Consider the following 25,441-nt stretch of genomic DNA (forward strand, 5'->3'; position numbering starts at 1 on the left):
CACCCGCTAAGTTTTGTTAGCATAGCCTTCGCGAATTTACTTCGTACAAAACTCACTCCGAAAGCACCCGCTAAGTTTTGTCAGCAGATTCACCTCATCATGACGGTTAAATTGCCAGCGGTTAGCATGATCGTGACGGCCATAAAAAACATTAACGATACCGCTGCCAAAGCTGCGAATACGTACACCATGCTTTTTCCGATCGTCTGGAGGCAGACCACAATCGGCGTCTCTCCTAAGGGCTGCATTACAGCAGCAGCTACATTGTAGATCAGAGCAAGCACCAGGATTTTGATCGCTGGAAAAGCACAAAGGAACAAAATGATGATGACACCGGATAACCCAATGGCGTTCTTCACCAGGAGTGAAGCTGAGATCACTGTGTCTGTTGCATCCGCGAACATTTTTCCGATGACCGGAACAAAGTTGCCTGTAATATATTTAGCGGCCCTGATCGTAACCCCATCTGTCACTGAACTCGTAATTCCCCTGACTGAAATCACACCGAGGAACACAGTGAGCAGTACTCCTAGTAATCCAGCTCCGATATTTCTTAGCAGATTCGCCAGCTGGGTCAGCTTGTATTTCTCCGACAGTGCACTCACGAGATGTAGCACCGCTGAAAAGAATAATAGTGGAAAGACAATGGTATGGATCAGTGTGCCAACGGTATGAATCATAAAAACAATTAGTGGATGTGTGACCGAGACGGTAACAATGTTCCCCATGGAAGCCAGTAACGCGAACAGTAGCGGAATCATGGCCATCATAAAATCAATCATCCGGTCGATAGCATCCTTCGCATAACCTATAGCGATATTGAAGCTGTTCACGGCAATAACGAGCACTACCATATAGCAGAGCGTATAAGCCACCTTGCTGACCGTTTTTCGCTCAAAAGCGGTTTGTAGCGTCTCCAGTATCATGCTGAGCACACTGACCATGACAATCGTGACCAGCAGCCTTCCGTTGTACAACACCTCATGCCACATAAAACCAAGTAGCCCAGATAATACACCTTGCAAGCTGAGTCCCTTATCCCCTGGAAGCAGCATGTCCATAAGTGATGGTGTTGCCCCGTCTGGAAAAAAACCTCCGTAATCCTTCATCAGTTGATCCCAGTACGACTCCACCTTATCTGTTGGCAAATTGTTCACCTGACCCTTGACCCACTGGTCTACCGGGGAGGCATTAACGCCCGATCCTGACGCTGGAGAAGCTATGGCCACTTGAGCTGTACCTGCAAACCATAGAATGAAGAAGCATGGGAGCAGCAACAGTATTATTTTAAATTTTGGAGGACGAAAAACACTGCACTCTTGCATAACTTCTCCTCCCTAATCGTTGCTTAGCTTCCTTCAATTGCTTTAAGCAGGTAGCAGCTTCATGACCGTTTCAATAATGATGCTGATAATGGGTACAGCTAGTACCATAATGAGGACTTTTCCGGCGAGCTCTATTTTGGAAGCAATCGATTCCTGCCCAGCATCACGCACGATCTGTGCTCCAAATTCAGCGATATATGAAATTCCGATGATTTTGAACACGGTCTTTAAATAGATCATTTCCATCCCCGATGACTCTGCCACCCGCTCCAGTGTGGAAAGTATCATTCCAATCTTGCCGATTAGAAACAGGAAGATCAGAATCCCTGTGGCAGTAGCGAGGAGAAAGGCAAACATCGGTTTTTGTTCCTTCAGCACGAGAATCAATATGGTCGATATCAGCCCTATTCCAACAACTTGAATGATCTCCATAGCACGCCTATTGAAAAAGAAAGATCGTTTTTATTTCCTGCAGCAGTCCGTCCAGCATTCGAATAACCATAAATAGCACGACGACGAACCCGATTACGGTAACCCAATGTGCGAAATCTTCTTTTCCCATCTGTTTAAGCACCGTGTGTATCATGGCGATAATTATGCCAATGCCGGCAATTTGAAAAATCGCATTGACTTCAATATTCATTCCTGGCACCTCGCTAAAAGATCAAAATGACGATCAATGCTCCAAGCAGCAGACCCAGGCTTTTACTCAATTTTTCATATTTGCCTTGATCCTCTCTGGCTACCGACTCCTCCTGCTTCAATTGCTGCAATGCTAACGCGATATGAGTGCTCTGATTGGACCTATCGCTTGTACCGAGAGTACAACTGAGCTGGCGGAGAATCTCTTTTTCTGTCCCCTTCAATGCGGTAGACTTCCAATGCGACTCCATAGCCCTCTGAATGGCATCCTGGGCGCTTCGGTCATGGGGTGGGCTCATCTCCTCAGCTGTTTTAACAAACAACGTTTTGAGCGGTTCCTTCGACTGAATCCCTATACGCCGCATAGCTTCAGGCAATGGGGTAAAGCCATACATAATTTCTGTTTCCAGCCGCTGTAGCGCTGCTATTAAGCCTCTGATATGTCTTGGCCTGTCTGCATATTGTTTTGCAAATTGTAGCCCTGCCAGCGTACCAGCCAGCACAATCAGAACGGCACCAAATAACTTAAGCATGTATATCACCACCTAATCGATCCCCAGGTGAGATAAGAAGTAATCCGCGTTTTTGTCCATCCAGAACACGAAAGGAGAGCCCTGCTTCTGAGCGATGCAGAATGACGTATCTTTCGAACATCTTTTGTTCCAGTAGCCCGCCAAGCCCGGGTCTACGAGCCAGTTCTATTACTTCTTTACCGTGAGCCGAAGCAACAACTGATATTCCAGCATGCAGCGCTTCAGTGACTGCTTCAGCGTCTTCAGGACGACCAATCTCATCAGCAATCAATACATCCGGTGACAAGGAACGAATCATCATCATCATGCCTTCAGCTTTGGGACAGCCGTCGAGGATATCTGTGCGCGGACCAACATCAAAGGCAGGAATCCCGCGTCTGCTTCCGGCAATCTCAGAACGTTCATCGACAATCCCCACCTTCAAACCGGGTCTTCCGCCTTCACGCTTCCCCAAATCTCCTAAGGAGATTTGTCTTGCAATATCGCGAAGAAGTGTTGTCTTTCCGTGCTGTGGAGGCGAAAGGATCAAGGTGTGCATCATTCGCTGCCTCCCCTTGTCCAGCAGATAAGGCAGCACTTTATCCGCGACTCCGGGAACCTCACGGGCTATGCGGACATTGAAGCTTGTAATGTCGCGTAGATGCTCCACACCACCACCACTCAGCACCGTCCGACCAGCAAGTCCTATTCGATGGCCGCCAGGAATCGTAATAAATCCCTTTCTCAGCTCTTCTTCCATCGTATATAGTGAATGGTTGCTGATCAGATCTAGCAGTCTATGAGTGTCCTCCCGATCCGGCCTATAGGCTTCTTCCGGCCTTTGCGTTACGCTGCCATTTGCTCTAAGAAAGTGATATTTACCTGAATAGTTAATCTCCAGCGGACGACCTTCACGGACCCGAATCTCTTCCACCATTCCAAGTAGCGGAAGGGGAAGGCACTTTAATAGTGCTCTTACTTTTTCAGGAAACAATTGCAGCCAATCATCTGCCATACAAAGTACCCCCAAGTTGTCCTCTATCTAATTGCTTTATTCCATATTTATGCTTGTACGCGCTCAATATGCCTATCATCTATCATTTTTTTAGAATCCCGATTAAGAGAAAGGCTACACCGCAACCGACCCAGCCCAGTTTGCTCCAGGACAACTGCTGAGCCATCCCTGTAAGTCCGATCGCTGTCGTCAATATCAAGATCGTCGGGCCTACCAAAGCTAGTCCAGAATTGACTGCGAGCGCCTTGTCTACCTGATTCAACCGCAGCATAATCAGCGCAGCTATAATCTCCGCACTACCCGAGAACAGCCGAAGAGTCGCCATCCAGCTTACATACTTGTCCAATCCACTCCACTCCTAACTTTTACTATTTCATACAAAATGATATTCAGGGCTTGTTTGTCCTTCTCTTATCCATGGATATGCGATAATTACTCACTTTAGACAAGGAGAAATGACAGAATTGCAAGTCCAACTGTGAAAGAGTTCATAGTACACACCTATATAAATAAATATAATCAGTACGATAAAATTATTTTTTACGAACACTTCCATCTGTGGTATCCTTGTTAATTGGAAATATAGTGGGTTTATATTTTCAAAAAGAGCAGACTATAAAGACATAAGAAAAAGAGGGGATTTGTGTCATGCAAGTTCGAAGTTACGGGTTACCGCAAAATATGCGGACCGTAGTCAGACCACTCAAGGAAGTAGCTATCATTATTTTTTCAGCCTTTTTAATTGCAAGCGGGATGCGATTGTTTCTAATTCCTCATCAGCTTCTGAGCGGTGGGGTAGCAGGGGTGGCTTCGGTCGTCGGTTATTTAACGGATCCGAAGTACATTTCTAAGCTTTATTTTGTAATAAACCTCCCTTTAATTGTCTGGGGATTTATTGCAGTGGGAAAAAAATACATCTTACTAAGCTTACTTTCCGTCGTAGCTACCACCTGGTTCATTACCATTATTCCTGAGGTGCAAATGACCAAGGATCCCATTCTTGCAAGTATTTTCGGCGGAGTAATTATTGCTGGCGGCGTTGGTTTTTCTCTCCGTACAGGGGGTTCTTCCGGGGGATTTGATATATTAGGCTCGATTATTTCTCGCAAGCGTGATATTCCAATGGGAAATATCATGTTCCTAATGGATGGATTAGTGATTCTGAGTTTAGGCTTCTTTAAAAGCTGGGATTCCGCCTTATACGCTATGCTCTGTATTTTTGTAAAAAGTAGAGTAGTCGATATGATCCATATTCGCCATGTGAAGCTGACCTGCTTCATCGTTACCAAAGAACGGGAGATGATGCTAACCCGTCTCAGAGAGTTACCTCATGGCATCACTGTCGTCAATGCAGAGGGTGGATACAGTCATGAGGGAAATACCATGCTAATGACGGTAACGACTCGGTATGAGCTTGCAAATCTGCGGAGAACTATTCTTGAGGCAGACCCAAGCTCCTTCGTCAATGTTGTGGAGACTGTAGAGATCCAGGGCCGGTTCAAACGATTAGGATAAAATTCAGGGACTTACCTCCCATGCTGTTATATAAGTGATGCTATTTGCTTATTTTTTACTAGCTGAAATATACGAGTCATTCACTTCCTTAGTAATTTCATCACCATTCATTATTCAAGAAGCTTTATGGCATAACGCCGCAGGAATACCACAACAAACCCGGCTTATAAGACAAAGAGAGGGATGCCCGCAGCCGTCTGGCTGTAAGGCATCCCTCTTTGTTTACTCAGCAGCTCTTATCGGCGATCTTTAGGACCTCCGACGAAAGCCTGCTCAGTTGTATCTAGATTGTAGGCGGTATGAAGCGCCTGTATGATTGATGGCAAATTGCCTGATTCAATAACGCAAGATACTTTGATCTCAGAAGTGCTGACCATCTTGATGCTTACACCCTCTTGGGAGAGTACATCAAACATTTGAGCCGCTACCCCTGGATGGCTGACCATCCCAGCACCAACGATGGATACCTTCACCAGGTTATCCTCGGAGGTAACTTCACGGTAAGGCAATGTTTTATGAATTTCTTTAATAACTTCCTTCGCCCGATCCAGCTCGTCAAGAGAAACTGTAAATGAGAAGTCAGCCTGCTCATTCTGTACACCACTTTGTACGATGATATCTACGTTAACGCCCTCTTCAGCAAGCTTGCCGAAGACCTGAGCGAGTACACCTGGTACATCAGGAACTCCAAGAATACTGACACGTGCTACATTCTTATCAAATGCAATACCACTAACTACGATTCCCTGCTCCATGCTTGTTTCCTCCTTCACAACGGTACCTTCATTATGATTAAAGCTCGATCTAACGACCAGCTTAACTTGATGACGCTTAGCGTACTCCACTGCACGTGGATGTAATACAGCTGCTCCCAAATTGGCAAGCTCCAGCATTTCATCGTAAGAGATTTCCTTCAGCTTACGTGCCGTCTTCACGATACGTGGGTCTGTGGAGTAGATACCATCTACATCGGTATAGATTTCGCATACGTCTGCTTCTATAGCAGCAGCCAATGCTACGGCTGTTGTGTCCGAACCACCGCGGCCTAATGTGGTGATCTCACCGTCCACAGTCATTCCCTGAAAGCCTGCAACGATCACGATCTGTTCACGCTCCAAAGACGCTAATACACGGCGCGGGTCAATTTCATTGATACGAGCTCTGCCGTGAGTTTCGTCTGTTCGGAATCCAGCCTGCCATCCTGTATAAGAAACAGCATTCCGCCCGATCCCATGTAGGGCAATGGACAATAGAGCGACGGAGATTTGTTCACCTGTCGTCATCAACATATCCATTTCACGTGCGGGCGGCTGCCCGTTTAGTTGCTTCGCCGTATCGATCAAATCATCTGTTGTATCCCCCATTGCAGATACAACCACAACGCAGCGATGTCCCTCATTTTGCTTGTCTGCGATGCGCCCCGCGACGCGTTTCATTCGTTCAGTGTCGCCGACGGAGCTGCCTCCGAATTTCATAACATAAAGTGACAAAGTCCCATTCACTCCCCATATCGGTCTATGTAGTTGCTTCTAATCGGTTTCCCGCTTTAAATCAGTATAATACGAAAACAGTGCCCTGCGTTAATGGTTTCATAAAAAATTTATTAAAATTCCCCGCTGCGAAAAAAAAGATAAGATCAGCATCCGCCCTTCAGCTGTGCTTATTTTACTCAACTTCCAGTATTTTAATGTGGGTTTCCATAGCATCTTTATCCGTTACTGTTCATAAAAAAACCTCCACCGTATAAACGGGGAGGTTATTCTGGTAATATCTAGGTTATTCTTCTATTTCCTACGCGCGGGAGATATATTTACCTTCACGAGTATCAACGAGCAAGATGTCTTCTTCGTTGATGAACAATGGAACCTGAACACTGTGTCCGGTTTCAAGCTTGGCCGATTTCGTAGCACCTTGAGCCGTGTTTCCTTTAACGCCAGGCTCAGTTTCAACAACCTTAAGCTCTACGCTGGTAGGAAGGTTGATCCCAAGAATCTCACCTTTATAACTAACGATGTTTACAGTCATGTTCTCTTTAAGGAAATTCAATTCCCATTCCAATTGCTTTTCGGACAATTCGAATTGGTCATAAGTTTCGTTATCCATGAATACATGGTCCGATCCACTGGCATAGAGATATTGTACACCACGGTTTTCGATAATAGCACGGCCAATCGTTTCACCTGCACGGAATGTACGCTCTACTGTATTACCGTTACGTAGGTTCTTAAGCTTGGAACGGACAAATGCTGCGCCTTTACCTGGCTTAACGTGTTGGAAATCAATAACGGTAAAAATATCTCCTTCTACCTCTACGGTCAAACCTGTTTTAAAATCATTTACTGAAATCACTAAAATCCCTCCAAAATTATAATTAATCTACTACATCACGCTTACTTACAGTACTGTATATTCTTTAGACGAATGGGTCAGCAGTGATATTCCGCTCTCTGTGATCACAATGTCATCTTCAATACGTACTCCGCCAATGCCCGGCAAATAAATACCAGGCTCCACAGTTACAACCATCCCCGGCTGCATAATATCGTCACTAAGTTTAGACAAACGCGGCCACTCATGAACTTCCATTCCAAGTCCATGGCCTGTGCTGTGTCCAAATTGTTCACCATATCCGTAGCTAGCAATGATATCACGTGCCAAGGCATCACATTCCCGTCCAGTCATACCCGGCTTGATATGTGCTAAAGTATGTAGCTGAGCTTCCAGCACAATATCATAGATCTCTTTCAGCTTCGGATCCGGTGCTCCGAGTGCAATGGTTCTTGTCACATCTGAGCAATAGCCATCAAGTAATGCACCGAAATCAAGGGTAATGAATTCATTGCCTTGAATTACGCGGCTGCTTGCTACGCCGTGTGGCATGGATGAACGTTCGCCTGAAGCAACAATCGTATCAAACGATGAAGAAGTTGCACCATGGGTACGCATATAAAATTCCATTTCCAAATCAACATCGCGCTCAGTCATACCCGGCTTGATCACGTTCAGAATATGACTGAATGTAGCATCGGCCAGATCTGCTGCACGTTGCATAACGGCAAGCTCTTCCTCATCCTTGAACATACGAAGGTCTTCCACAGCTTTGGAAATTGGAACTAACACTGCCGGCTTAAGTGCTTCTGCATATGCGGTGTACGCGCTGAATGAAACATCATCCTGTTCGAAACCGATACGTACCTCTTTACCAGAAGGCAGAAGCTCGCGAACTGTATCAATGAATTTAGTTGTATGCTCTACAACTTTAACCCCCATTGCTTGGTCCGCGGCCTGTGTCATATACCTGAAGTCAGTCAGCAGATAACAATCATCACTTGTCACCAGTACATAACCGGACGATCCGGTAAATCCACTTAAATAGCGGCGGTTATAACCGCTAGTTATCAACATTGCATCCAATCCTTGATCCTGCAAAACCTTACGCAGCTTGGAGACACGCTTGTTACCCATTTTCATTCTCCTCTCGAAATAGCCACATTGTATTTTAACATAGGGATATCCCCTTGAGAAGTTTTTTCGCGCCGTTAGGCAAGCGCTGTACTTTGCTCACGCTTCCGTTCGTCCGTATACTCAATTGCTGCTGTATATCCAATGAACATTCCCCATAGCAGAAAAATACAGAACTCACTAATGACCGTGTTCCACGGCAGCTTGAATGGGGGCTGCATAAGAAACATCTGAGAACCAGGAATAAATATAATCACCCACCATAAAATGCCGTAGACTAGGCCTGGCCAAGGCCCCTTCAGCTTACGGAGAACCAGTACGTACAGCATAGAAGCGATGACCGAAAATACAATAAACATCATATATCCCACGAAATGTCCAAATGCTGTTGTCAAAAACGCATGTTTGAAGAAAGGCTCTGCTATAAAGCCAGGGCTGACTTGGGTAAAACTGAACCAATAAACTAGCCAATGAAGCCCACCCCAAATTAATCCTGCAAAAAAACCTAATTCGAGTGCAAAAAGCCAAATATTTGTATGCCCCGATTGTTGTTGATGAGATTTGCTCATGAAATTGCCTCGCTTTCTTTATTTTCAATGCCGATTTATCTCTCGTTCTCTCTAGAAGATAGTATGTACAGCAAAAGGCGATCCAACTAGTAATGTCTTCAAAAATTAGTTACAATGTATTATATAAATCATATTAAATACGAGAAGGTGAATTGGTTGTCCCAGGAAACTCCCAGTTACGGCGGCCAAGCCGTCATTGAAGGTGTCATGTTCGGCGGTAAGCATATCAATGTAACAGCCGTACGACGCAAGAATCAGGAAATCACTTTTTTAGAAGTACCCAAAAGCGATAAGAGCTGGGTCACGAAACTGCGCAAGATTCCGCTGCTTCGCGGCCTTGTCAGTATTATAGATGCCAGCGCTAAAGGCTCTAAGCACTTGAACTATTCTGCCGAATCCTACGCTGAAGATGAATTGGAACCGGAAGATCTTGAGAAGGAAAAAGCGAAGCCGAAGAAAAAGGATGAGGGCTGGAGCCTTGGAATGATTTTTGGCGTTGCTGTAATGGGTATTCTCTCCTTCTTGTTCGGAAAGCTCATTTTTACGCTTGTTCCGGTATTTGTAGAGGATTTTTTATTTAAAAATGTATTTGATAACTACGTACTGCACAACCTCATAGAAGGCGGCATCAAAATGATTCTCTTGCTGGTCTATTTATGGGCGATTTCTCAAACACCTGTGATCAAGCGACTGTTCCAGTATCACGGCGCCGAACATAAAGTCATCAGCGCTTTTGAAGCAGGCGAAGAACTGACTGTTCAGAACGTTCAGAAATACAGCCGTCTGCATTACCGCTGTGGAAGTAGCTTTATGATGCTGACGATTATCCTCGGTGTGATCATTTACTCCGTAGTCCCATGGGATAATCTTTGGGAACGAGTGATCCAGCGGATTATCTTGTTGCCAGTCGTAATTGGTGTATCGTTCGAAGTTCTAAAGGGAACCAATGCGGTAAGAGAAGTACCAGGCCTTAAATATCTGGGTTACCCTGGATTGTGGCTGCAACTCCTTACAACCAAAGAGCCAAAAGACGATCAGGTAGAAGTATCTATTGCCTCTTTTAACCGTATGCGTGAGCTTGATGCTGCGATTGAAGCAAGAGGATATTCGGAGGCAAGTGTGTCAGGCGGCATATTGGATCCTGCGAAAGGATGAGTGATCTATGATCAGGCATGCTTTAATTTTTTGGATTACGGTTACGCTTGCGATTTTCGGTTTTGTGATTGGAGTCTTGACTGAGCCCTTCTTTACGCTGTCGAAGCTGATTCTCCCCTTAGTACTGTTAGCAATCATTTATTATGCTTACAAAAAAATGGGGCCAGGCAAATACGCTCGTAGCAGCAGTGGATCTAAGGTTAAAGTGAAGCCTTCCCAGAAGACCATGTCAAAGGTAGCAGGAATTCGCAAGACTCAAGCTGCACCAGGCAAACGCAAAAGCTATCCTTTCCAAGTGATCGAAGGAAGTAAAGGTAAAAATGATGATCAGCTTCCGAAGTATCACTAACTTCATAAAAACTCCAAAAAGCATCTCCACGTTTTAAGTAACGTGCGGGATGCTTTTTTCTCATATGGATAACGCGCTCGTTATCTTGGTCGCCACTCCTTAAAGAAATCTTCTCCTGCTTTGAGTCCGGCAGCATACATTTCATCGCTTTGCGCTTTTGTAATTTCAAATTGAGTCGTCCCAATCCCAAGCGTAGGAATTTTTACCGTGCGAACAAATTTATCCCCTTCAATAAACTTTTCATCATGAGCAGAGAGCATGGTAGTTACCAAGGCTTGGAGCATACTGAATGGCCCTCTGATTTTATGCGGCTGTGGATCGGTCTTACCTACCGTTTGATAACCTACCGTAGGAATTCTGTTCCCAGGTTGTATACTCCCATTATTCTTGCCGTCAAATAGCCACAAAGGGAAATTACTCAAGAGTCCACCATCTACAACATACACAAACTGCTCGGTAAAGGATTTCCCTCTTGCTGCATGCCCGTTCAGTCTTAACATCACAGGATCAAAAAAATAAGGAATGCTGCAGCTCATTCGCACTGCCTTGGCCACTTCAAAATGTTCCGGAGAGATCCCATACTGCTCCAAGCCATCTGGCAACACCAATATCCTTCCATTTGTGATATCGGATGCGATGATAGATAATTTACCTGCAGGCAGATCACGGAAGGTGATGATTCCCTTTTTCAGTAATAATGCTCTTATCCAGGACTCCAAGGCTTCCCCAGAATATAATCCTTTCTTCAATAACACTCGCAGCGCAGGACCAACGATAGCAGTATTGTAAACGGGGCCTCGCTTCAGAAACGATGAAAAGGATGTTCCTTGGATGATCCGACACATTTCCTTCCCCTCATAGCCCGCTGCTAGTAAAGTGGCTACAATCGAACCTGAGGAGCTTCCTGCTACCCTTTTAAAAGTCCAGCCTGCCCTTTCTGTAGCTTCAACTGCTCCCGCAAGAGAAATCCCCTTTACGCCTCCTCCTTCAAATACTGCGTTAATCTCCATACACAAAAATCCCCCGTTTCCCATAGATTCTATTGCTTATTTATGAGCACGGGGGAACATTCATGACTCCTTATGAATAACAACTAATCGATTAGGACTTAAAATAAAAGGTCAATAAGCTCGACAATCCGAACGGATTGCGGACTACGACGTCATTCGCTCTAAACATAATACTACCTGCAACTTCTTCGTACTTCTCATTATATTTGAGCTGATTAATAATTTGATCCCCACTTTGCCATTCAGCCTTTTGATCACTGGCTCCGACCTTATAGCCGGCTAACCCGATGTAGAGTTTAACATTCGTATTCTCGACTTCTTTAACCCACCAATCTACTAACTTGTCATAACGTGCTGTGCTAAAGGACAAACTCCAATAAATTTGCGGAGCGACATAATCAATCCAGCCCTGTTTAATCCATGTCCGAACATCCGCATACATGCTGTCATAAGCAGTTACCCCTGCACTAGTGTCCGAACCTGTACTATCATTTTTAATATTTCGCCATACTCCAAATGGACTGATCCCATAAGAAGCCTTAGGTTTTACCTTATGAATCTGTTCTCCCAACTGACGGACAAATTCATTAATATTATCTCGGCGCCAATCAGCTTTAGAAAGCTTTTTCGTATTATAGGTAGAATAAGCAGCATCATCGGCAAAAGTAACATTTGAAGGATAAAAATAATCATCCAAATGGACACCATCGACATCGTAACCTTTAACCACTTCCATCACCGTGTCGATGATATGTTGGCGAGCCTCCGGAATACCTGGATTAATGTATTTCTTACCCTCGGCATTCACAATCCATTCTGGATGTGCTTTTGCCACATGGTTACTTGCTAACGCTGAGGTGGAAGCATCTGTCGTTGCACGGAACGGGTTGAACCAAGCATGAAACTGCATGCCGCGGGAATGCGCAGCACTGACCATATAACTTAGAGGATCATACCCCGGATTCTTCCCTTGTGTACCCGTCAATACCTTAGACCAAGGCACTAAAGTCGATGGGTACAGACTATCTGCTGAAGGTCTTACCTGAACAAATACAGCATTAAAGCCAACAGCTTTGAGTTTGTCCAACAAATTATCAAACTCCTGCTTTTGTTTCGTTTCATTTCCTGCAGAAGACGTTGAAGGCCAGTCTAGGTTAAACACCGTGGAGATCCAGGCTCCCTTCACCTCCTTACTAGTTGATCCACCAGGGAGAGTAGGTAATGTTGGTTCGGTTGGTGTCGTTGGTGTCGTTGGTGTCGTTGGTTTTTCTGGATCGACAGATTGTGGCGGTTCAATGTTTGAGATCAAAGAAATATGCTTATTGACCTGATCCCATAACACCTGCAATCCCAATTGCTCACTTACAAAACGAATCGGTACCATTACCCGCCCCTGCTTAATCTGTACGGAGGTATCCAGCGCTACCGAAGCATCGTTAACCATTGCATTTTTCTGGCCACTGGTCAGCTTAAGGAGCATATCTCCTTGAGTAATGGTTACAGTTTTACTATTTTGATTCCATACTACGCCGGCATTTAATCCTTTACTGATCACACTAATGGGCACCATCGTTACATTAGAAGTTGTGATATATGGGGGCACATCACTAACCAGCGCCTCTCCATCCAGTTCAATGGTAATTTGCACTGCTGCGGCACGTGCACCAGGTGACCATAAAGGCAGAAACAACATAATTACTAACAAGCTCAACATCCATTTACGATAATTCATAATTCCTCCCCAAATCTAAAAAATATGTATCCAAAAAAAACGAAAAAAACGGATAAATCCTTCATGCAGATGAGTGAGTGCCTCCTTCTAAAAAGGTGGTCTCTGTCTCTGCAAAAAATATAAGAAGTATCGGATAAAGCTCATACTCTCTTATATTTTTAAAAAGGACTGTATCCGTTTTGACGCTAAAAACTGGAAAAGGTTGCACTAAACAAAATAGAAACGGCTATACTATCCACAGCCTATGCTCAAGAAAGCCTTGCTACGCATAACTTTTAGGACAGTATCCGTTTCGGGAAAAAACATTTCAAGAATCGCTTGCTAGTTCGTTGTGAATCGCATATAAAGTCTGTACACGTTCTTCGTCGCGGCGGAAATATTCTACCAACGTTTCAATACGCGTAATCGAATCCCAACTTAAGTGATGCTCGATTCCTTCGACATCATTATAAATGTATTCCTGCTGTACTCCGATCAACCCGAGGAATTCCTCCAATAGTTGATGACGATCAACTAAACGTTTTCCTACTTTTTTCCCTTTGGTGGTTAGGACAAGCCCACGATATTTCTCATAGATGAGATATTCGTCCTTATCCAGTTTTTGGATCATCTTGGTCACAGAGGAGGGGTGTACTTCCAGTCCCTCGGCAATATCCGAGACCCGCGCATAACCTTTCTCATCTATGAGCTTGTATATGCGCTCCAAATAATCCTCCATGCTGGGTGTTGGCATTAAACTTTACCTCTTTTCTATAATGAGCATGGCGCCGGGCCAAACCTTGCTCTAACAATGATACATGTTTCTAACGCACCTTGGCAAGTCCTTCAAAGGAACTTACAGAGGAGTTGCACATGTTTGCCATGCTTCTATTGGGGCTGAGTTAGACATAATAAACATACTCGTCATTCCAAAGGAGCGTGAAAGTATGACTATAGTGACGCCGGAGTCCACTACTGTAAAAAGAACCAGAAAACCTACAGCGCTTTTTCTTCCAGAGCTTGTTTTCTTCGAGCCGGATGCTTTAAATTACCCTAAAGGTGAAAAAATCATGGAATGGGTAAAAGCTAACAATATCCCTTATCGTATGACCACATCACATAATCGAATTATGAATTTCCCTGGTGAAACTGAAGTCGAGCAATATAAAATTGCCAAAAGAACGCTTGTTGTAGGCCTACGCAAAACTTTGAAATTTGACCAATCCAAGCCATCGGCTGATTATGCTATTCCCATTGCCACGGGCTGTATGGGGCACTGCCATTATTGCTATTTGCAGACTACCTTAGGAGCAAAGCCCTACATTCGCGTATATGTAAACACAGGTGACATTATAGATGCTGCCAAAAAATATATTGAGGAGCGTAATCCAGAAATCACCACCTTTGAAGCTGCCTGCACATCAGATCCACTAGGACTTGAGCATATTACTGGTTCTCTGGCAGAACTAATTACATTTATGGCAAAAGAGCCCCTTGGCCGTCTGCGCTTTGTGACCAAATACCAACATGTTGAACCCCTGCTTGCTTTGGAGCATAACGGGCATACCAGAGTTCGCTTCAGCGTGAATGCAGATTATGTGATCAAGAACTTCGAGCCTGCCACCTCCCGCTTTGAGGAGCGTATTGAAGCTGCTGGAAAGGTAGCACGGGCGGGTTATCCACTTGGCTTTATCATTGCCCCAATTATTTGGTATGACGGCTGGCAAGAAGGCTATGCTGAGCTACTGGCCAAGTTAGCCCAGACCCTCCCCCCTGAAGTTGGAAAAGGATTAACCTTCGAAATGATTCAGCATCGATTCACCAAAACCGCTAAGACGGTTATAGAGAAGCGCTACCCCAAATCCAAGCTAGAGATGGACATGGAGAAGCGTAAGAAGAAATGGGGACGCTGGGGACAAAATAAATATGTCTATCCCGATGAACAGCAAACCGCCCTGCGAGAGTTTATCACAGAGCGGATATTCGAACATTTTCCGGAAGCAGGAATTGATTATTTCACCTAAAAAACGAGCCAATCTGGCGTGATTCCCTGCAGCCATACTGTGATCCGAAACATTTGATCTGTAAAGAGCAGAACGCCCATAAATACCATGAGAACGCCACCAATCTTCATCAGCACATTTGAATATTTAAGGATACGTCTGGCTCCTCCAAGAAAGAAGGCCAAGACAAAGAATGGCAATGCGAACCCGATGCTATAGGCCGTAATTAATGTGAACCACGTGCCAGGCTCACTTGCGGAAAGTGCGATAATTGCGGTCAAAATCGGTCCAATACATGGAGACCAGCCTGCAGAAAAACCGATCCCAAATATAAATGAGCCCATATATCCGGCCGGCTTCCATTTTAAATCAAGCTTACGCTCGCGAAGTAGAAATTGCGGCTGAAAGATCCCAAGCAGAAATAATCCCATCACAATAATCAGAATCGCGGATAATTGCCGGATCAGATCACGATGACCATTAAAAAATTGTCCGAATAGTCCGGCACCAAACCCCAGCGTGTAAAAAACCGCTGAAAAACCTAAAATAAAGGCCAATGTATGAGTTATGGTGCGTATACGGATTTCTTTGGTATTCGCACCTGATTTCAATTGTTGAACAGATAATCCGGTTATATACGATAAGTAAGAGGGATAAAGCGGCAAACAGCAAGGGGATATAAACGATGCTACCCCTGCTGCTAAGGCTATTCCTGCATTGATATTAGACAAGGTAGCGGCTCTCCTTCCGGCATTCGAGTCACTTCAGGGAAATATTTGTAGCTCCATCCTATAAAAACGCATACCGTATATTTTATTCGCTGTTTAAGCGGGCAAACCCTTTTTACCGATCAAAGTCAACACTAATAGGGATATGAGTAAAAGCACAATGGTAGCACCAGGGGCCAGATTCCAAACTCCTGCAACTACTAATCCGCCTACAACAGCTATTTCCGAAATGATGACGGATAGAATGACTGAGGATTTAAAGCTTCGAGATAACAATAAGCTGATAGCCACCGGAATGGTCAGTAGAGCAGATACTAGCAACGATCCGACAATTTTGATCGCAGTACTGATTACAAGCGCCGTCAGAATGGTAATTAGCATGTTCAGCAGCTTCACTGGCAGTCCGCTTACACTTGCAGCATCCTCTTCAAAGCTAAGCAAAAAGAACTCTTTAAAGAACATCGTAACCACTACTACTACTGCAATCGTCACAATCCCCACAACGATTAAATCAGTATTATTTAGCGTATAAATGCTACCGAACAAGTAACTCATAACATCTGCATTATAACCTTTTCCTAAGGTGAAAAAGAGTGAGGCTAAAGCCACCCCGCCAGACATAATGATGGCAATCGAGAGCTCTGCATAACTCTTATAAGCCTTGCGAAGCTTCTCTATCGCGAAGGAAGCCACCACTGCAAAAATAAGACCGGCTCCCAGCGGGTAGAAGCCTGTTAAAAAGCCAAGTGCTACACCGGCTATTGTAACGTGAGCCAGCGTGTCCCCTATCATAGATAAACGTCTGAGCACAAGAAAAACGCCTATAAGCGGCGCTGTAATACCTATCAGAAGACCGCCCGCAAGCGCTCGCTGAAAAAAATCGCTAAATAGAATTTCCAACTCTAACTCTCCTCCGTAGAACAATTGAAACATTTTTAAAAGCTTTTATTAAAATCTTTTTTCGATCCCTCCCAAACCCTCCCTTCCAAGGGAGGGCCCCAAGGGCTCTGCCCTCTGGACACCCGTCAAGTGCAACTGGCGTAGGAGGTGGGGTTACTGAACTTAGATGGCGCGAGGTAAGATCGCTTTCGCCCCTTACGGGGCACGCTTACAGCGTCACGTTATTTAGATACGGAAAGGATTAGATGAAGATTGAGATCAATAGAAATGCAACCAAACAATAAATAATTATCTCTAATTTCCACTCTCCAGCTCTATGTACGCTCCCCAATAATCGAGGGCTCCCTCTACTACCAGAGTTTAAGTATGACCTAAGAGAGCGTGTGCTGCAGATTCTCCTCTGTACAATTCTGCAAATCATGAGAATGACGGGAGAAAAAGTTAATCTTACCGTTCGTTTGCACAGGTTCATTCCCTAAGTAATTCTTAATCATGTCGATATCATGCGACACCATAAGGAATGTCATATGATGATGAGCATGCATATGTGTAATTAAATCAAAGAATCCTGCTTGTGATTCAGCATCAATACCGACTGTAGGCTCATCCAAAATCAGCAGATCCGGATGGTTAATCAGCGCACGTGCCAGAAATACACGCTGCTGCTGACCGCCTGAGAGCTGGCCTACTCTTTTCTCCGCAATATCCTGTATTCGCATCACTTCCAGCGCATCTTCGCACTGACGATGCTGAGCCTTAGATACTCTTCGAATAATATTCTTGTTGTTGTACAAACCAGATAGCACTACTTCCCGCACCGTTGCTGGAAACAGGGGATTGAAGGCGTTCTTTTGTGGAACATAACCAATCCGTTCCCAGTCTTTAAACTTGCGGACAGGCGTTCCGAATAATTTGATTTCACCACTACTGGCTGGAAGCAAACCGACGATCATCTTCATCAATGTTGTTTTACCAGCGCCATTAGAACCAATGATACCGAGGAAGTCTCGTTCTCTTACACTATAGTTAAGATTTGAGATCACCTTCTGTTCGCCATATGAAAATGAAAGATCCTGTATATCGATGATATGCTGATGGCAGTCCAAGGATACCGATTGCATACTTAAGCACCGCCTTTTCCTTATACTATCCTTTTTATTGTAAAGCCATAATCAGATTTTGCAAATTTTTCTCCATCAATGTGAAGTAGTTATCCCCATTCTTTTCTTGCTCCGCAGTAAGACCCTCTACTGGATTAAGCACCATAGTGGACACACCGGCTTCAGCTGCTAATGTCTTTGCGAGTTTATCGGAGACCAGTTCTTCAAAAAAGATATACCGAATGTTCTCCTCTTTAACCATCTTCGCCAGTTTGACTAGATCCTGTCCACGCGGCTCAGCATCTGGGGATAATCCCATAATCGCATGCTGCTCAAGTTTATAGTCACGGGCAAGATAGGAGAACGCTTGGTGCGAAACTACAATTTTGTGATTAGGCAGCTTGCTAAGCTCCTGTTCAAACTTACTATCCAATGCTTGTAAACGTTCAGCAAGCTTATTGTAACGATCTTCATAACCATCTTTATGCTCCGGGTCCACGGACTGAAGGCTTTCTTTTATATTACGAGCCATGATCATCGCTGATTTCGGACTTACCCAGGTATGTGGGTCTGTGTGCAGACTGTCCCCAGAGGTATGGCTACTATGATCAGCATCTTCCTCATGATGATCTTCTTCACTGCTTCCCCCGTGATCATGTCCATCATCTTCATCAGTCATTATTAAATCAACGCCTTTACTTACTTCAACAGCTTCCACTTTACTGCTACTATCCAGTCCTTTTAGAAAATTAGGAACCCATCCCTCAAGCCCTGCTCCATTGTACAAGAATAATTGCGCTTTGGAGGTATTGACAATATCCTGACTGCGAGGTGTCCAATCATGCGGCTCTACGCCAACTGGAAGCAGATTAATGACATTTATATCATCTCCACCAATTTCTTGAGTAAACTCATAAATAGGATAAAATGTAGTTACAACATTTACTTTCCCTTCAACTATACTTCCACTGCTCTTTGGTCCACATGCAGTGAGTGTAAATACAAGCACGAGTGCAAGTATGAGTAGGCTTATTCGTGACCTCATAGCAACCATTAAAATGATCTTCCTCTCAAATCGTAATCTTTACTATCAGAAGTATAATAGTAATTATTACGATAAGTCAATAATAAATCATCTAGATCAGATGACCCAGCACTTTATCCCTGCTTGCTTTTACTTAGAAAAAAGGAATGTTCCCACAGCCTAACTGGCTGAAGGAACATTCCTTTTCTTTTATAACCCATTGCAATTATATATTCTATATAACCGCTCTTACTTCACAATAGCTCCGTTTGGCATGCTGTCTGGAACTGTGGCGAGAGTTAACTGATCACCTTTAGAAGCCGCTAGAATCATCCCTTGCGACAATTCACCACGCAGTTTCACTGGTTTCAGATTCACAATACAAATCACTTTTTGTCCTACCAGTTCTTCAGGTGTGTAAAACTTCGCAATACCAGAAACGACTTGACGCTGCTCATAACCTAGATCCAGTTGCAGCTTCAGCAGTTTATCGGCTTTCTTCACAGGCTCAGCTGCAATGACTTGAGCTACTCGAAGCTCAGCCTTGGCGAAATCGTCGATGCCGATCTCTTCTTTATGCTCTTCCTCAGGCTCGGATACCGCAGGGGCAGCAGGGGCTGTTTCAGTTACTTCAGCAGCCGACTTACCTGCGCCCATGGCTTCGGCGATATAAGCTACCTCTTGCTCCACATCCAGACGCGGGAAGATTGGATTGCCTTTCACCAGCTTCGTTCCTGCCGGAATCAGACCGAAAGTCTTTCCACTGTCCCATGTCGTCAGCTCACCTGTTTCGATGCCAAGCTGTTCCCAAATCTTCGCTGGGGTTTGCGTCAAGAACGGCTGCAGCAGAATGGAAGCGGTACGAAGACCTTCCACAAGATGTCTCATCACGGAAGCGAGCTCAGCTGTTCTGCTCTCATCCTTAGCAAGCACCCAAGGTTGTGTCTCATCAATGTATTTATTGGTGCGGCTGATAAAGATCCCGATAGCAGTCAGCGCTACGGAGAACTCCATTTTTTCCATCGCTTCTTCTACTTTGGCATAAGTATTCTCTGCCGCCGCTTGAAGCTCACCATCAAAGGCAGTTACATTTCCTTCATACGCCGGAAGCTCTCCTCCGAAATACTTCTCTACCATCGCACCTGTTCGGTTCAACAGGTTACCAAGGTCATTAGCAAGATCATAGTTAACCCGATCGACAAAGCTTTCAGGTGTGAATGTACCATCCGAACCAAACGGTACTTCCCGCAGCAGATAATAACGCAGTGCATCCAAGCCGTAACGATCAATCAGTGTAACTGGATCTACTACGTTCCCTTTAGACTTCGACATTTTGCCATCCTTCATAAGCAGCCAGCCATGTGCAAACACCTTTTTCGGAAGAGGTTCACCCAGCGCCATTAGAATGATCGGCCAGTAAATCGTATGGAAACGAACGATTTCTTTGCCGACAATATGCACATCTGCAGGCCAGAAATTATCGTACAGACTGCGATCCTCGGAACCGTATCCCAAAGCAGTAATGTAATTTGTCAAAGCATCGATCCATACGTACACTACATGCTTTTCATCGCCTTTAACCTTAACACCCCAATCGAAGGTCGTACGGGAAACTGCAAGATCCTCCAGACCCGGTTTGATAAAGTTATTGATCATTTCATTCTTACGGGATTCCGGCAAAATAAACTCCGGATTCTCCTCATAAAATTGCAGCAAACGATCAGCATATTTACTCATCCGGAAGAAATAACTCGCTTCCTTCACCAGTTCAACGGGATGACCGCTATCAGGGCTTTTTGCGCCAATGATTACGCCATCGTCATCTCGAACAATATCAACCAATTGTGTTTCTGTATAGAAGGTTTCATCCGGAATACTGTACCAGCCTTCATATTCGCCTTTATAGATGTCACCTTGCTTGAGCAGTCGATCAAAAATATCCTGAACAACCTTTTTATGACGCTCTTCCGTTGTACGGATGAAGTCATCGTTGGAGATGTCTAGCTTGCGCCATAATTCCTTAATGCCAACAACGATGTCATCTACGAACTGCTGAGGGGTTTTGCCTGCTTCCTCTGCCTTCCGTTCAATCTTTTGACCATGCTCGTCTGTTCCTGTAAGATAACGCACATCATAGCCGCGCAGACGTTTGTAGCGGGCCATTGCGTCTCCTGCCACGGTGGAATAAGCATGTCCGATATGCAGCTTATCACTCGGATAGTAGATTGGTGTAGTTAAGTAAAACGTTTTTTTCTCGCTCATTGATTTATCATCCTTTCTTTCATAAAAAGACAAAAAACTCCCGCCCCTATCATGGGGCGAGAGATAACTCACGCGATACCACCCAAATTTCCCGTCTCTTCACAGAGAGCAGGCTTCGCCAGTTCCCTCTTGGGAACTGTCCATTAACGCTGGAACACGCCGTTATCTTACACGAACCTCAATTGCAGTTCCCGCTCGAACACGGTTCCTCCCGGACCATATTCAATCTAACGCTCCATACCGGCTTTCAGCTCGTTCCGGCTCTCTGTAATGGACGTACCGATTTACTTATCCGTTCCTCGGAATTCATACTATTATCTGTGAATATACCCAATGGTATGGGCTTGTGTCAAGTCACACGGGCAGAATCCTTCTTCGCAGGGTGTTCCTCAAGAGGCGGAACCGGATCAAGTCCCCCTGGATGGAAGGGATGGCATCTAGCAATCCGCTTGGCAGCAAGCCACGAACCTTTCACAGGACCATGGACTTCAATAGCTTCAAGCGCATAAGCAGAGCAGGTTGGATAGAAGCGACAAGTTGCAGGCTTAATCGGGGAAATGTACTTGCGGTAGACCCGAATGGGAGCCTGAATCGTTCTACGTAGGGTTGCCATTTCTAAACCCCTTTTTTGCTATCTGCCGCTGCGATTAGTTCTTCTTCCCGGTTCTCTTCACATTCTTTGCAATAACCGAACACCTCAAATTTATGCTTGACTACCCGGAATTGATCAGGTGTATCCGTTAAATTCATCGGGCAGAAATTAATCGGGTAGGTTTTCTCGCATTGAAGGCAGATCATATGATGATGGTGATCCTGATGATTACAGCTTCCCTTGAATTTCACTCCGTCTTCAAAGACGATTTGCTCAAGTACACCAAGCTCTTCCATTACACGCAGATTGCGGTACACGGTATCAAAGCTAAGTCCGCTATACTTGCGGCCCATATGCTCATAGACATCCTTCGCTGACAAATAACCCTTATTCTCGCCGAATAACTTGGCAAGCGTTTTGCGTTGGTCGGTGATTCGCAGACCTTGCCCCGACATGACCTCTAATATTTGTTCTGTCGACAGCATACGCTCATCTCCCATAACATTTCAGTTCATTTGTAATTCACTCTCTTAATAATGCCCCAAAATAAATGCCCCGTCAATGAAACAACCAAGCGTATGAGCGCTCATCAGTTTAAATTCATACATTCAAATACAAAAAGTCCGGCTGAGTATTCCTTTACGGAATATTCAGCCGGACTTTTATTTCAGGTGAATCCCAAAAAGCTTTATTTCTTCGCTGGCAGTGGTGTAACCAGGAAATTCACCGGCAAGTTACTACCAGAAGCTGCTGTGAACAAAATTTCCACGGAGCCGCCAAAATCACCAGTACGATAAATCACACTGTTCATTTCAGCACTAGAGAGACTTCCCGATGTCGGCATGTGTACGATTTGACCGTTAACCAAGACAGGTCCCATATAATTACCGCCACGTGGATTAAACGTAATCAAGGAATTAGGTGCAACACGCTCGAATTTGATTTTGTATAACACGCCGAAATTACCTGCATTGGATGCTTCAGTACCATTCATTGGATCTACACCACTCAAATTCAAATCACTCGAATTGTCACCGAGAAGGAGTCTCGCAGGAGTTGTTCCCACTTCGTCGGTAACCGTGATGATGCGCGTAGAATCAGCATAAGTTCCCCGGTTATGCACCCCATCACGATCCAATATTGGAAGTGTAGGAAGTGTAGTTAAAGGATCTTTATTCGCATCGATCATCATGACATTATATTCAATAGGATAATCGCTAAATAAATCCGCTTGTAGTGATACAATTTCGCCTGGTTTCATGGCAATTTTGTTTAGATCCGTAAGAATCGAGACGCTTTCTCCTGGTTGTAGGACCGTTGTCTTATAATCTTTTCTAGTCTGCATTGATTCCCAGTAACGCTGAACAGACATTTTGCCAGTACCTTCAGGGTAAGAGTTTGGACCGCCAAAGCCTACATACTCGGTTGTAATTGTCGTAGGGTACAGATTGTTATTCTTAGCAATCACATACACCTTCGTTTTGATATTCATATTATTCTTGTGGTGGACCAAGAAGCGAGTTCCGCCGAATGATGTTTCTTTATACGTGATCCCTTCCGTATTCACTGTTTCTGGACTGTTACTGCGGATAAGGGTATAAGGCTCAGAAGAAAGATTATAAGCTACCTTCTGCCAAGTTGGAACCATCGATCCGTCGATGTTAAATACGCTACCTGGAGCACCGAATAATCTATAGAAATCTTCTTTACTGTACAAGATTTCATCTGAAATATTAATAGTCTTCTCAAAAGTGCTGATTGCGCCATGTGAATCTTTGACTTGAATGGCTACTGTTGCTGGACCTGGAGTGAAGAACGCTTCTGCTTTGTTCGTCCAAGTCACTTCAATTGGATCACCGTCTGGATCGCTGCTCAGATCCGAATAAGTGATCATTTCACCCATCTTGTAGGAGTCCTTGTCAGTAGTAAAATTAGCAACTGGCGGTGTATTTGGTTTAAGTACATTGATGGTCACGGAGTAAGGATCGCTCCACTGTCCACTTGCATCCATAACAGAATAGGATACTACATAAACTCCTGGTTGATCATAAACATCCTGCTTACCTTCCCAACGTTCATCTACTATAGCGGTACCATTCGGAGAAGAGCTGGAAGTCACAAAATTCACAGGATCACCAGCATAAATTTCAGTTGGCACTGTAAAAGAAGCTTTAGGCTTCGTGTTCAACGTAAGAATCACTCGTTTTTGCACATTATCAACCGTATAAGGAATGCCTAATGCCCCGGTGATGGACGTCAAAGGAATCATGAATGTACCATTGGTTTGGTAAGCTGGACCTTTCATCGTCACATTTTTACCATTAACGGAATAGATCTTACTGTCCGTCTTAAAGCGCATTACATCGGTTCCTTTGGTAACAATGGTCTCTTTCGTTTTATAATCGTAAATGTATTTCACACCTACGCGTTCCACCATAGCTCGGATCGAAACGTATGAGACACCATTCTTCACGGCCATTGGCTGATTAGCTAAATACTCAACGCCGTTTTGATACATTTTGTTGCTGTTCATCATAAGAACAAGCTGATTACTAGCTGCAGCACGAACACCATCCGTTGGTATAGGCTGTGTAGTGGTTACAGGTGTTGCAGTAGGAATTGGTGTAGCCGTTGGTTCGGTTGTTGATGTAGGTTCAGTTGTTGTCGCAGGTTCAGTCGTCGGTTCAGTTGTTGCCGCAGGAATTGGAGTTGGTGTAGGTGATAACACTCCCCCTGGCCCCTCAGTTTGCAATGGTGGCAATGGGTCTGTAGCTTCTGGCATTACATCCGTCACAGAGGAAACAATTGTTCCTACTGTATTCGTATTACCTGAAGTATTATTGACAGCTTCAGCAAAAGCCGGCACTGCCGAGGCGGCCTGCGATACGGCCAAAACAGCAACTAACGTTAATTTCTTTAAATCCATGATATAACTCCTCTGCTCCTATTTGTAAATATAAGTAGGTCTCTGTCTTTTTCATACGCCTCTTATATTCCCCGCAAAAACGCAACCGCTCTCATCAGAGCGGAAGAATTGCTTTTTGCCACGTTCGTTATAACAAAACATAGTATTAGACGCATCCGGCCGCAAAAAGTTTCATTTTAAAGTAAAGAAAGATTAACTCAGTATTAAAACAAGCAAAAATAACCTTTCATCCGCTACCCGAAAAATATGAGATTCCACAGTTTTATTATCACAAGTATCCCCGGCTAATACTGCGACTATAAATACCATTCATTTGGATCTACTCCAAAGAACGAAAGCATTGTGCTTGTAATGGTCCAAGCTGCCTCCATTGAGAACAAAAAGCTCGCTATCCCAACCCAGGCACTGCCTAGAATCCCTTTCTGGTAATTGATATAGCAGTATAGGGATCATATTCCATTTATATAAAAAAAAGACATGATTATCCTTAATAACTAAGAATAATCATCTCTATGTTTTAAATCATTTAATCTTATGTACCTTTATCACAGCCACAGGCTGGTAGATAATTCTTTCGCTCTTTATCACAGTCGCAGGCTGGTAGATAGTCTTCGCCCTTCTATCACAGCCGCAGACTGGTC

Annotated in this window: 25 protein-coding genes; 4 read left to right on the forward strand and 21 right to left on the reverse strand. The window is 44.3% G+C overall.

The window, feature by feature from the left end; all coding sequences use genetic code 11:
* Positions 1–89: 89 nt before the first annotated feature.
* The 6 genes from spoIIIAE to CA598_RS25790 all read right to left on the reverse strand — a co-directional run bounded on the left by spoIIIAE (position 90) and on the right by CA598_RS25790 (position 3,840).
* On the reverse strand, positions 90–1,325 hold the full coding sequence (spoIIIAE, locus tag CA598_RS25765; RefSeq protein WP_094874070.1) for a stage III sporulation protein AE: 1,236 nt from the start codon (positions 1,323–1,325) through the stop codon (positions 90–92).
* A 42-nt stretch (positions 1,326–1,367) separates the two neighbouring features.
* Positions 1,368–1,757, reverse strand: coding sequence for a stage III sporulation protein AD (spoIIIAD, locus tag CA598_RS25770; protein ID WP_042129828.1), 390 nt, complete (start codon positions 1,755–1,757; stop codon positions 1,368–1,370).
* A 7-nt stretch (positions 1,758–1,764) separates the two neighbouring features.
* A complete protein-coding gene (gene spoIIIAC / locus CA598_RS25775) occupies positions 1,765–1,968 on the reverse strand; it encodes a stage III sporulation protein AC (protein ID WP_036682849.1) in 204 nt (67 codons plus the stop codon).
* Between the two features lie 13 nt (positions 1,969–1,981).
* A complete protein-coding gene (gene spoIIIAB / locus CA598_RS25780; protein WP_094874069.1) occupies positions 1,982–2,500 on the reverse strand; it encodes a stage III sporulation protein SpoIIIAB in 519 nt (172 codons plus the stop codon).
* Positions 2,493–3,494, reverse strand: a complete 1,002-nt coding sequence (spoIIIAA, locus tag CA598_RS25785; RefSeq protein ID WP_094874068.1) for a stage III sporulation protein AA — start codon at positions 3,492–3,494, stop codon at positions 2,493–2,495. The genes spoIIIAB and spoIIIAA overlap by 8 nt, the downstream gene beginning before the upstream one ends.
* Positions 3,495–3,576: 82 nt before the next feature.
* Complete coding sequence (locus tag CA598_RS25790; protein ID WP_371915730.1) at positions 3,577–3,840, reverse strand: YqhV family protein; 264 nt, start codon at positions 3,838–3,840, stop codon at positions 3,577–3,579.
* A gap of 302 nt (positions 3,841–4,142) precedes the next feature.
* Between CA598_RS25790 and CA598_RS25795 the strand changes: the two genes are divergently transcribed.
* Positions 4,143–5,009, forward strand: a complete 867-nt coding sequence (locus CA598_RS25795; RefSeq protein WP_081382878.1) for a YitT family protein — start codon at positions 4,143–4,145, stop codon at positions 5,007–5,009.
* A gap of 236 nt (positions 5,010–5,245) precedes the next feature.
* Here CA598_RS25795 and CA598_RS25800 read toward each other — a convergent pair whose 3' ends face one another.
* The 4 genes from CA598_RS25800 to CA598_RS25815 all read right to left on the reverse strand — a co-directional run bounded on the left by CA598_RS25800 (position 5,246) and on the right by CA598_RS25815 (position 9,040).
* On the reverse strand, positions 5,246–6,499 hold the full coding sequence (locus CA598_RS25800) for an aspartate kinase (RefSeq protein WP_094878363.1): 1,254 nt from the start codon (positions 6,497–6,499) through the stop codon (positions 5,246–5,248).
* A gap of 301 nt (positions 6,500–6,800) precedes the next feature.
* Positions 6,801–7,358, reverse strand: coding sequence for an elongation factor P (gene efp, locus CA598_RS25805; RefSeq protein ID WP_042190473.1), 558 nt, complete (start codon positions 7,356–7,358; stop codon positions 6,801–6,803).
* 45 nt (positions 7,359–7,403) lie between these two features.
* The gene (locus CA598_RS25810) at positions 7,404–8,474 is read right to left on the reverse strand and encodes a M24 family metallopeptidase (RefSeq protein ID WP_094874066.1); all 1,071 of its coding nucleotides are present in this window, start codon (positions 8,472–8,474) and stop codon (positions 7,404–7,406) included.
* A 74-nt stretch (positions 8,475–8,548) separates the two neighbouring features.
* Positions 8,549–9,040, reverse strand: coding sequence for a YqhR family membrane protein (locus CA598_RS25815; protein WP_094878364.1), 492 nt, complete (start codon positions 9,038–9,040; stop codon positions 8,549–8,551).
* Positions 9,041–9,247: 207 nt separating this feature from the next.
* On the opposite strand from CA598_RS25815, the gene CA598_RS25820 reads away from it, so the two are divergent.
* Together CA598_RS25820 and CA598_RS25825 are read left to right on the forward strand one after the other, a co-directional pair.
* Entirely contained in the window at positions 9,248–10,195 is a 948-nt protein-coding gene (locus CA598_RS25820; protein WP_373455847.1) for a DUF1385 domain-containing protein, read from the forward strand.
* A gap of 7 nt (positions 10,196–10,202) precedes the next feature.
* Positions 10,203–10,544, forward strand: coding sequence for a hypothetical protein (locus CA598_RS25825; protein ID WP_042190481.1), 342 nt, complete (start codon positions 10,203–10,205; stop codon positions 10,542–10,544).
* A gap of 80 nt (positions 10,545–10,624) precedes the next feature.
* Here the strand turns inward: CA598_RS25825 and CA598_RS25830 are convergent, their stop codons facing one another.
* The 3 genes from CA598_RS25830 to mntR form a co-directional block, all read right to left on the reverse strand.
* Positions 10,625–11,554 carry a patatin-like phospholipase family protein gene (locus tag CA598_RS25830; protein ID WP_094878365.1) on the reverse strand — a complete coding sequence of 310 codons (930 nt, stop codon included), beginning with the start codon at positions 11,552–11,554 and terminating at the stop codon, positions 10,625–10,627.
* A 91-nt stretch (positions 11,555–11,645) separates the two neighbouring features.
* Positions 11,646–13,286: a family 10 glycosylhydrolase gene (locus CA598_RS25835; protein ID WP_094878366.1), complete on the reverse strand. Its 1,641-nt coding sequence runs from the start codon at positions 13,284–13,286 to the stop codon at positions 11,646–11,648.
* Between the two features lie 307 nt (positions 13,287–13,593).
* Complete coding sequence (gene mntR, locus CA598_RS25840) at positions 13,594–14,019, reverse strand: transcriptional regulator MntR (protein WP_094874060.1); 426 nt, start codon at positions 14,017–14,019, stop codon at positions 13,594–13,596.
* Between the two features lie 193 nt (positions 14,020–14,212).
* Between mntR and splB the strand changes: the two genes are divergently transcribed.
* Positions 14,213–15,289, forward strand: coding sequence for a spore photoproduct lyase (splB, locus tag CA598_RS25845; protein WP_094874059.1), 1,077 nt, complete (start codon positions 14,213–14,215; stop codon positions 15,287–15,289).
* Here the strand turns inward: splB and CA598_RS25850 are convergent.
* From CA598_RS25850 to CA598_RS25885, 8 genes are all read right to left on the reverse strand, one after another.
* Positions 15,286–15,999, reverse strand: coding sequence for a cytochrome c biogenesis CcdA family protein (locus CA598_RS25850; protein ID WP_094874058.1), 714 nt, complete (start codon positions 15,997–15,999; stop codon positions 15,286–15,288). The genes splB and CA598_RS25850 overlap by 4 nt on opposite strands.
* Before the next feature lie 93 nt (positions 16,000–16,092).
* Positions 16,093–16,896 (reverse strand): metal ABC transporter permease, encoded by an 804-nt coding sequence (locus tag CA598_RS25855; protein ID WP_179281736.1) that lies wholly within the window; start codon positions 16,894–16,896, stop codon positions 16,093–16,095.
* Between the two features lie 371 nt (positions 16,897–17,267).
* The gene (locus CA598_RS25860) at positions 17,268–18,017 is read right to left on the reverse strand and encodes a metal ABC transporter ATP-binding protein (protein ID WP_094874056.1); all 750 of its coding nucleotides are present in this window, start codon (positions 18,015–18,017) and stop codon (positions 17,268–17,270) included.
* Positions 18,018–18,051: 34 nt separating this feature from the next.
* Complete coding sequence (locus tag CA598_RS25865) at positions 18,052–19,050, reverse strand: metal ABC transporter solute-binding protein, Zn/Mn family (RefSeq protein ID WP_094878368.1); 999 nt, start codon at positions 19,048–19,050, stop codon at positions 18,052–18,054.
* 219 nt (positions 19,051–19,269) lie between these two features.
* On the reverse strand, positions 19,270–21,282 hold the full coding sequence (gene metG, locus CA598_RS25870) for a methionine--tRNA ligase (protein ID WP_094878369.1): 2,013 nt from the start codon (positions 21,280–21,282) through the stop codon (positions 19,270–19,272).
* 349 nt (positions 21,283–21,631) lie between these two features.
* The gene (gene yidD / locus CA598_RS25875; RefSeq protein ID WP_094874054.1) at positions 21,632–21,895 is read right to left on the reverse strand and encodes a membrane protein insertion efficiency factor YidD; all 264 of its coding nucleotides are present in this window, start codon (positions 21,893–21,895) and stop codon (positions 21,632–21,634) included.
* A 2-nt stretch (positions 21,896–21,897) separates the two neighbouring features.
* Positions 21,898–22,359 carry a Fur family transcriptional regulator gene (locus CA598_RS25880; RefSeq protein WP_094874053.1) on the reverse strand — a complete coding sequence of 154 codons (462 nt, stop codon included), beginning with the start codon at positions 22,357–22,359 and terminating at the stop codon, positions 21,898–21,900.
* 203 nt (positions 22,360–22,562) lie between these two features.
* Entirely contained in the window at positions 22,563–24,800 is a 2,238-nt protein-coding gene (locus CA598_RS25885) for a stalk domain-containing protein (protein ID WP_094878370.1), read from the reverse strand.
* Positions 24,801–25,441 lie beyond the last annotated feature (641 nt).

This window comes from Paenibacillus sp. VTT E-133291 (assembly GCF_002264395.1).
GTDB classification, from domain to species: Bacteria; Bacillota; Bacilli; order Paenibacillales; family Paenibacillaceae; genus Paenibacillus_AQ; species Paenibacillus_AQ nitricinens.

Bases quoted from the DNA above. Each gene is read 5' to 3' on its own strand.
- CA598_RS25860 (WP_094874056.1), bottom strand. From the start codon at position 18,017: ATGCAATCGGTATCCTTGGACTGCCATCAGCATATCATCGATATACAG.
- splB (WP_094874059.1), top strand. From the start codon at position 14,213: ATGACTATAGTGACGCCGGAGTCCACTACTGTAAAAAGAACCAGAAAA.
- CA598_RS25885 (WP_094878370.1), bottom strand. From the start codon at position 24,800: ATGGATTTAAAGAAATTAACGTTAGTTGCTGTTTTGGCCGTATCGCAG.
- CA598_RS25830 (WP_094878365.1), bottom strand. From the start codon at position 11,554: ATGGAGATTAACGCAGTATTTGAAGGAGGAGGCGTAAAGGGGATTTCT.
- spoIIIAD (WP_042129828.1), bottom strand. From the start codon at position 1,757: ATGGAGATCATTCAAGTTGTTGGAATAGGGCTGATATCGACCATATTG.
- yidD (WP_094874054.1), bottom strand. From the start codon at position 21,895: ATGGCAACCCTACGTAGAACGATTCAGGCTCCCATTCGGGTCTACCGC.
- CA598_RS25815 (WP_094878364.1), bottom strand. From the start codon at position 9,040: ATGAGCAAATCTCATCAACAACAATCGGGGCATACAAATATTTGGCTT.
- spoIIIAC (WP_036682849.1), bottom strand. From the start codon at position 1,968: ATGAATATTGAAGTCAATGCGATTTTTCAAATTGCCGGCATTGGCATA.
- CA598_RS25880 (WP_094874053.1), bottom strand. From the start codon at position 22,359: ATGCTGTCGACAGAACAAATATTAGAGGTCATGTCGGGGCAAGGTCTG.
- spoIIIAA (WP_094874068.1), bottom strand. From the start codon at position 3,494: ATGGCAGATGATTGGCTGCAATTGTTTCCTGAAAAAGTAAGAGCACTA.
- spoIIIAB (WP_094874069.1), bottom strand. From the start codon at position 2,500: ATGCTTAAGTTATTTGGTGCCGTTCTGATTGTGCTGGCTGGTACGCTG.
- CA598_RS25820 (WP_373455847.1), top strand. From the start codon at position 9,248: ATGTTCGGCGGTAAGCATATCAATGTAACAGCCGTACGACGCAAGAAT.
- CA598_RS25795 (WP_081382878.1), top strand. From the start codon at position 4,143: ATGCAAGTTCGAAGTTACGGGTTACCGCAAAATATGCGGACCGTAGTC.
- spoIIIAE (WP_094874070.1), bottom strand. From the start codon at position 1,325: ATGCAAGAGTGCAGTGTTTTTCGTCCTCCAAAATTTAAAATAATACTG.
- CA598_RS25835 (WP_094878366.1), bottom strand. From the start codon at position 13,286: ATGAATTATCGTAAATGGATGTTGAGCTTGTTAGTAATTATGTTGTTT.
- CA598_RS25810 (WP_094874066.1), bottom strand. From the start codon at position 8,474: ATGGGTAACAAGCGTGTCTCCAAGCTGCGTAAGGTTTTGCAGGATCAA.
- metG (WP_094878369.1), bottom strand. From the start codon at position 21,282: ATGAGCGAGAAAAAAACGTTTTACTTAACTACACCAATCTACTATCCG.
- CA598_RS25865 (WP_094878368.1), bottom strand. From the start codon at position 19,050: ATGGTTGCTATGAGGTCACGAATAAGCCTACTCATACTTGCACTCGTG.
- mntR (WP_094874060.1), bottom strand. From the start codon at position 14,019: ATGCCAACACCCAGCATGGAGGATTATTTGGAGCGCATATACAAGCTC.
- CA598_RS25825 (WP_042190481.1), top strand. From the start codon at position 10,203: ATGATCAGGCATGCTTTAATTTTTTGGATTACGGTTACGCTTGCGATT.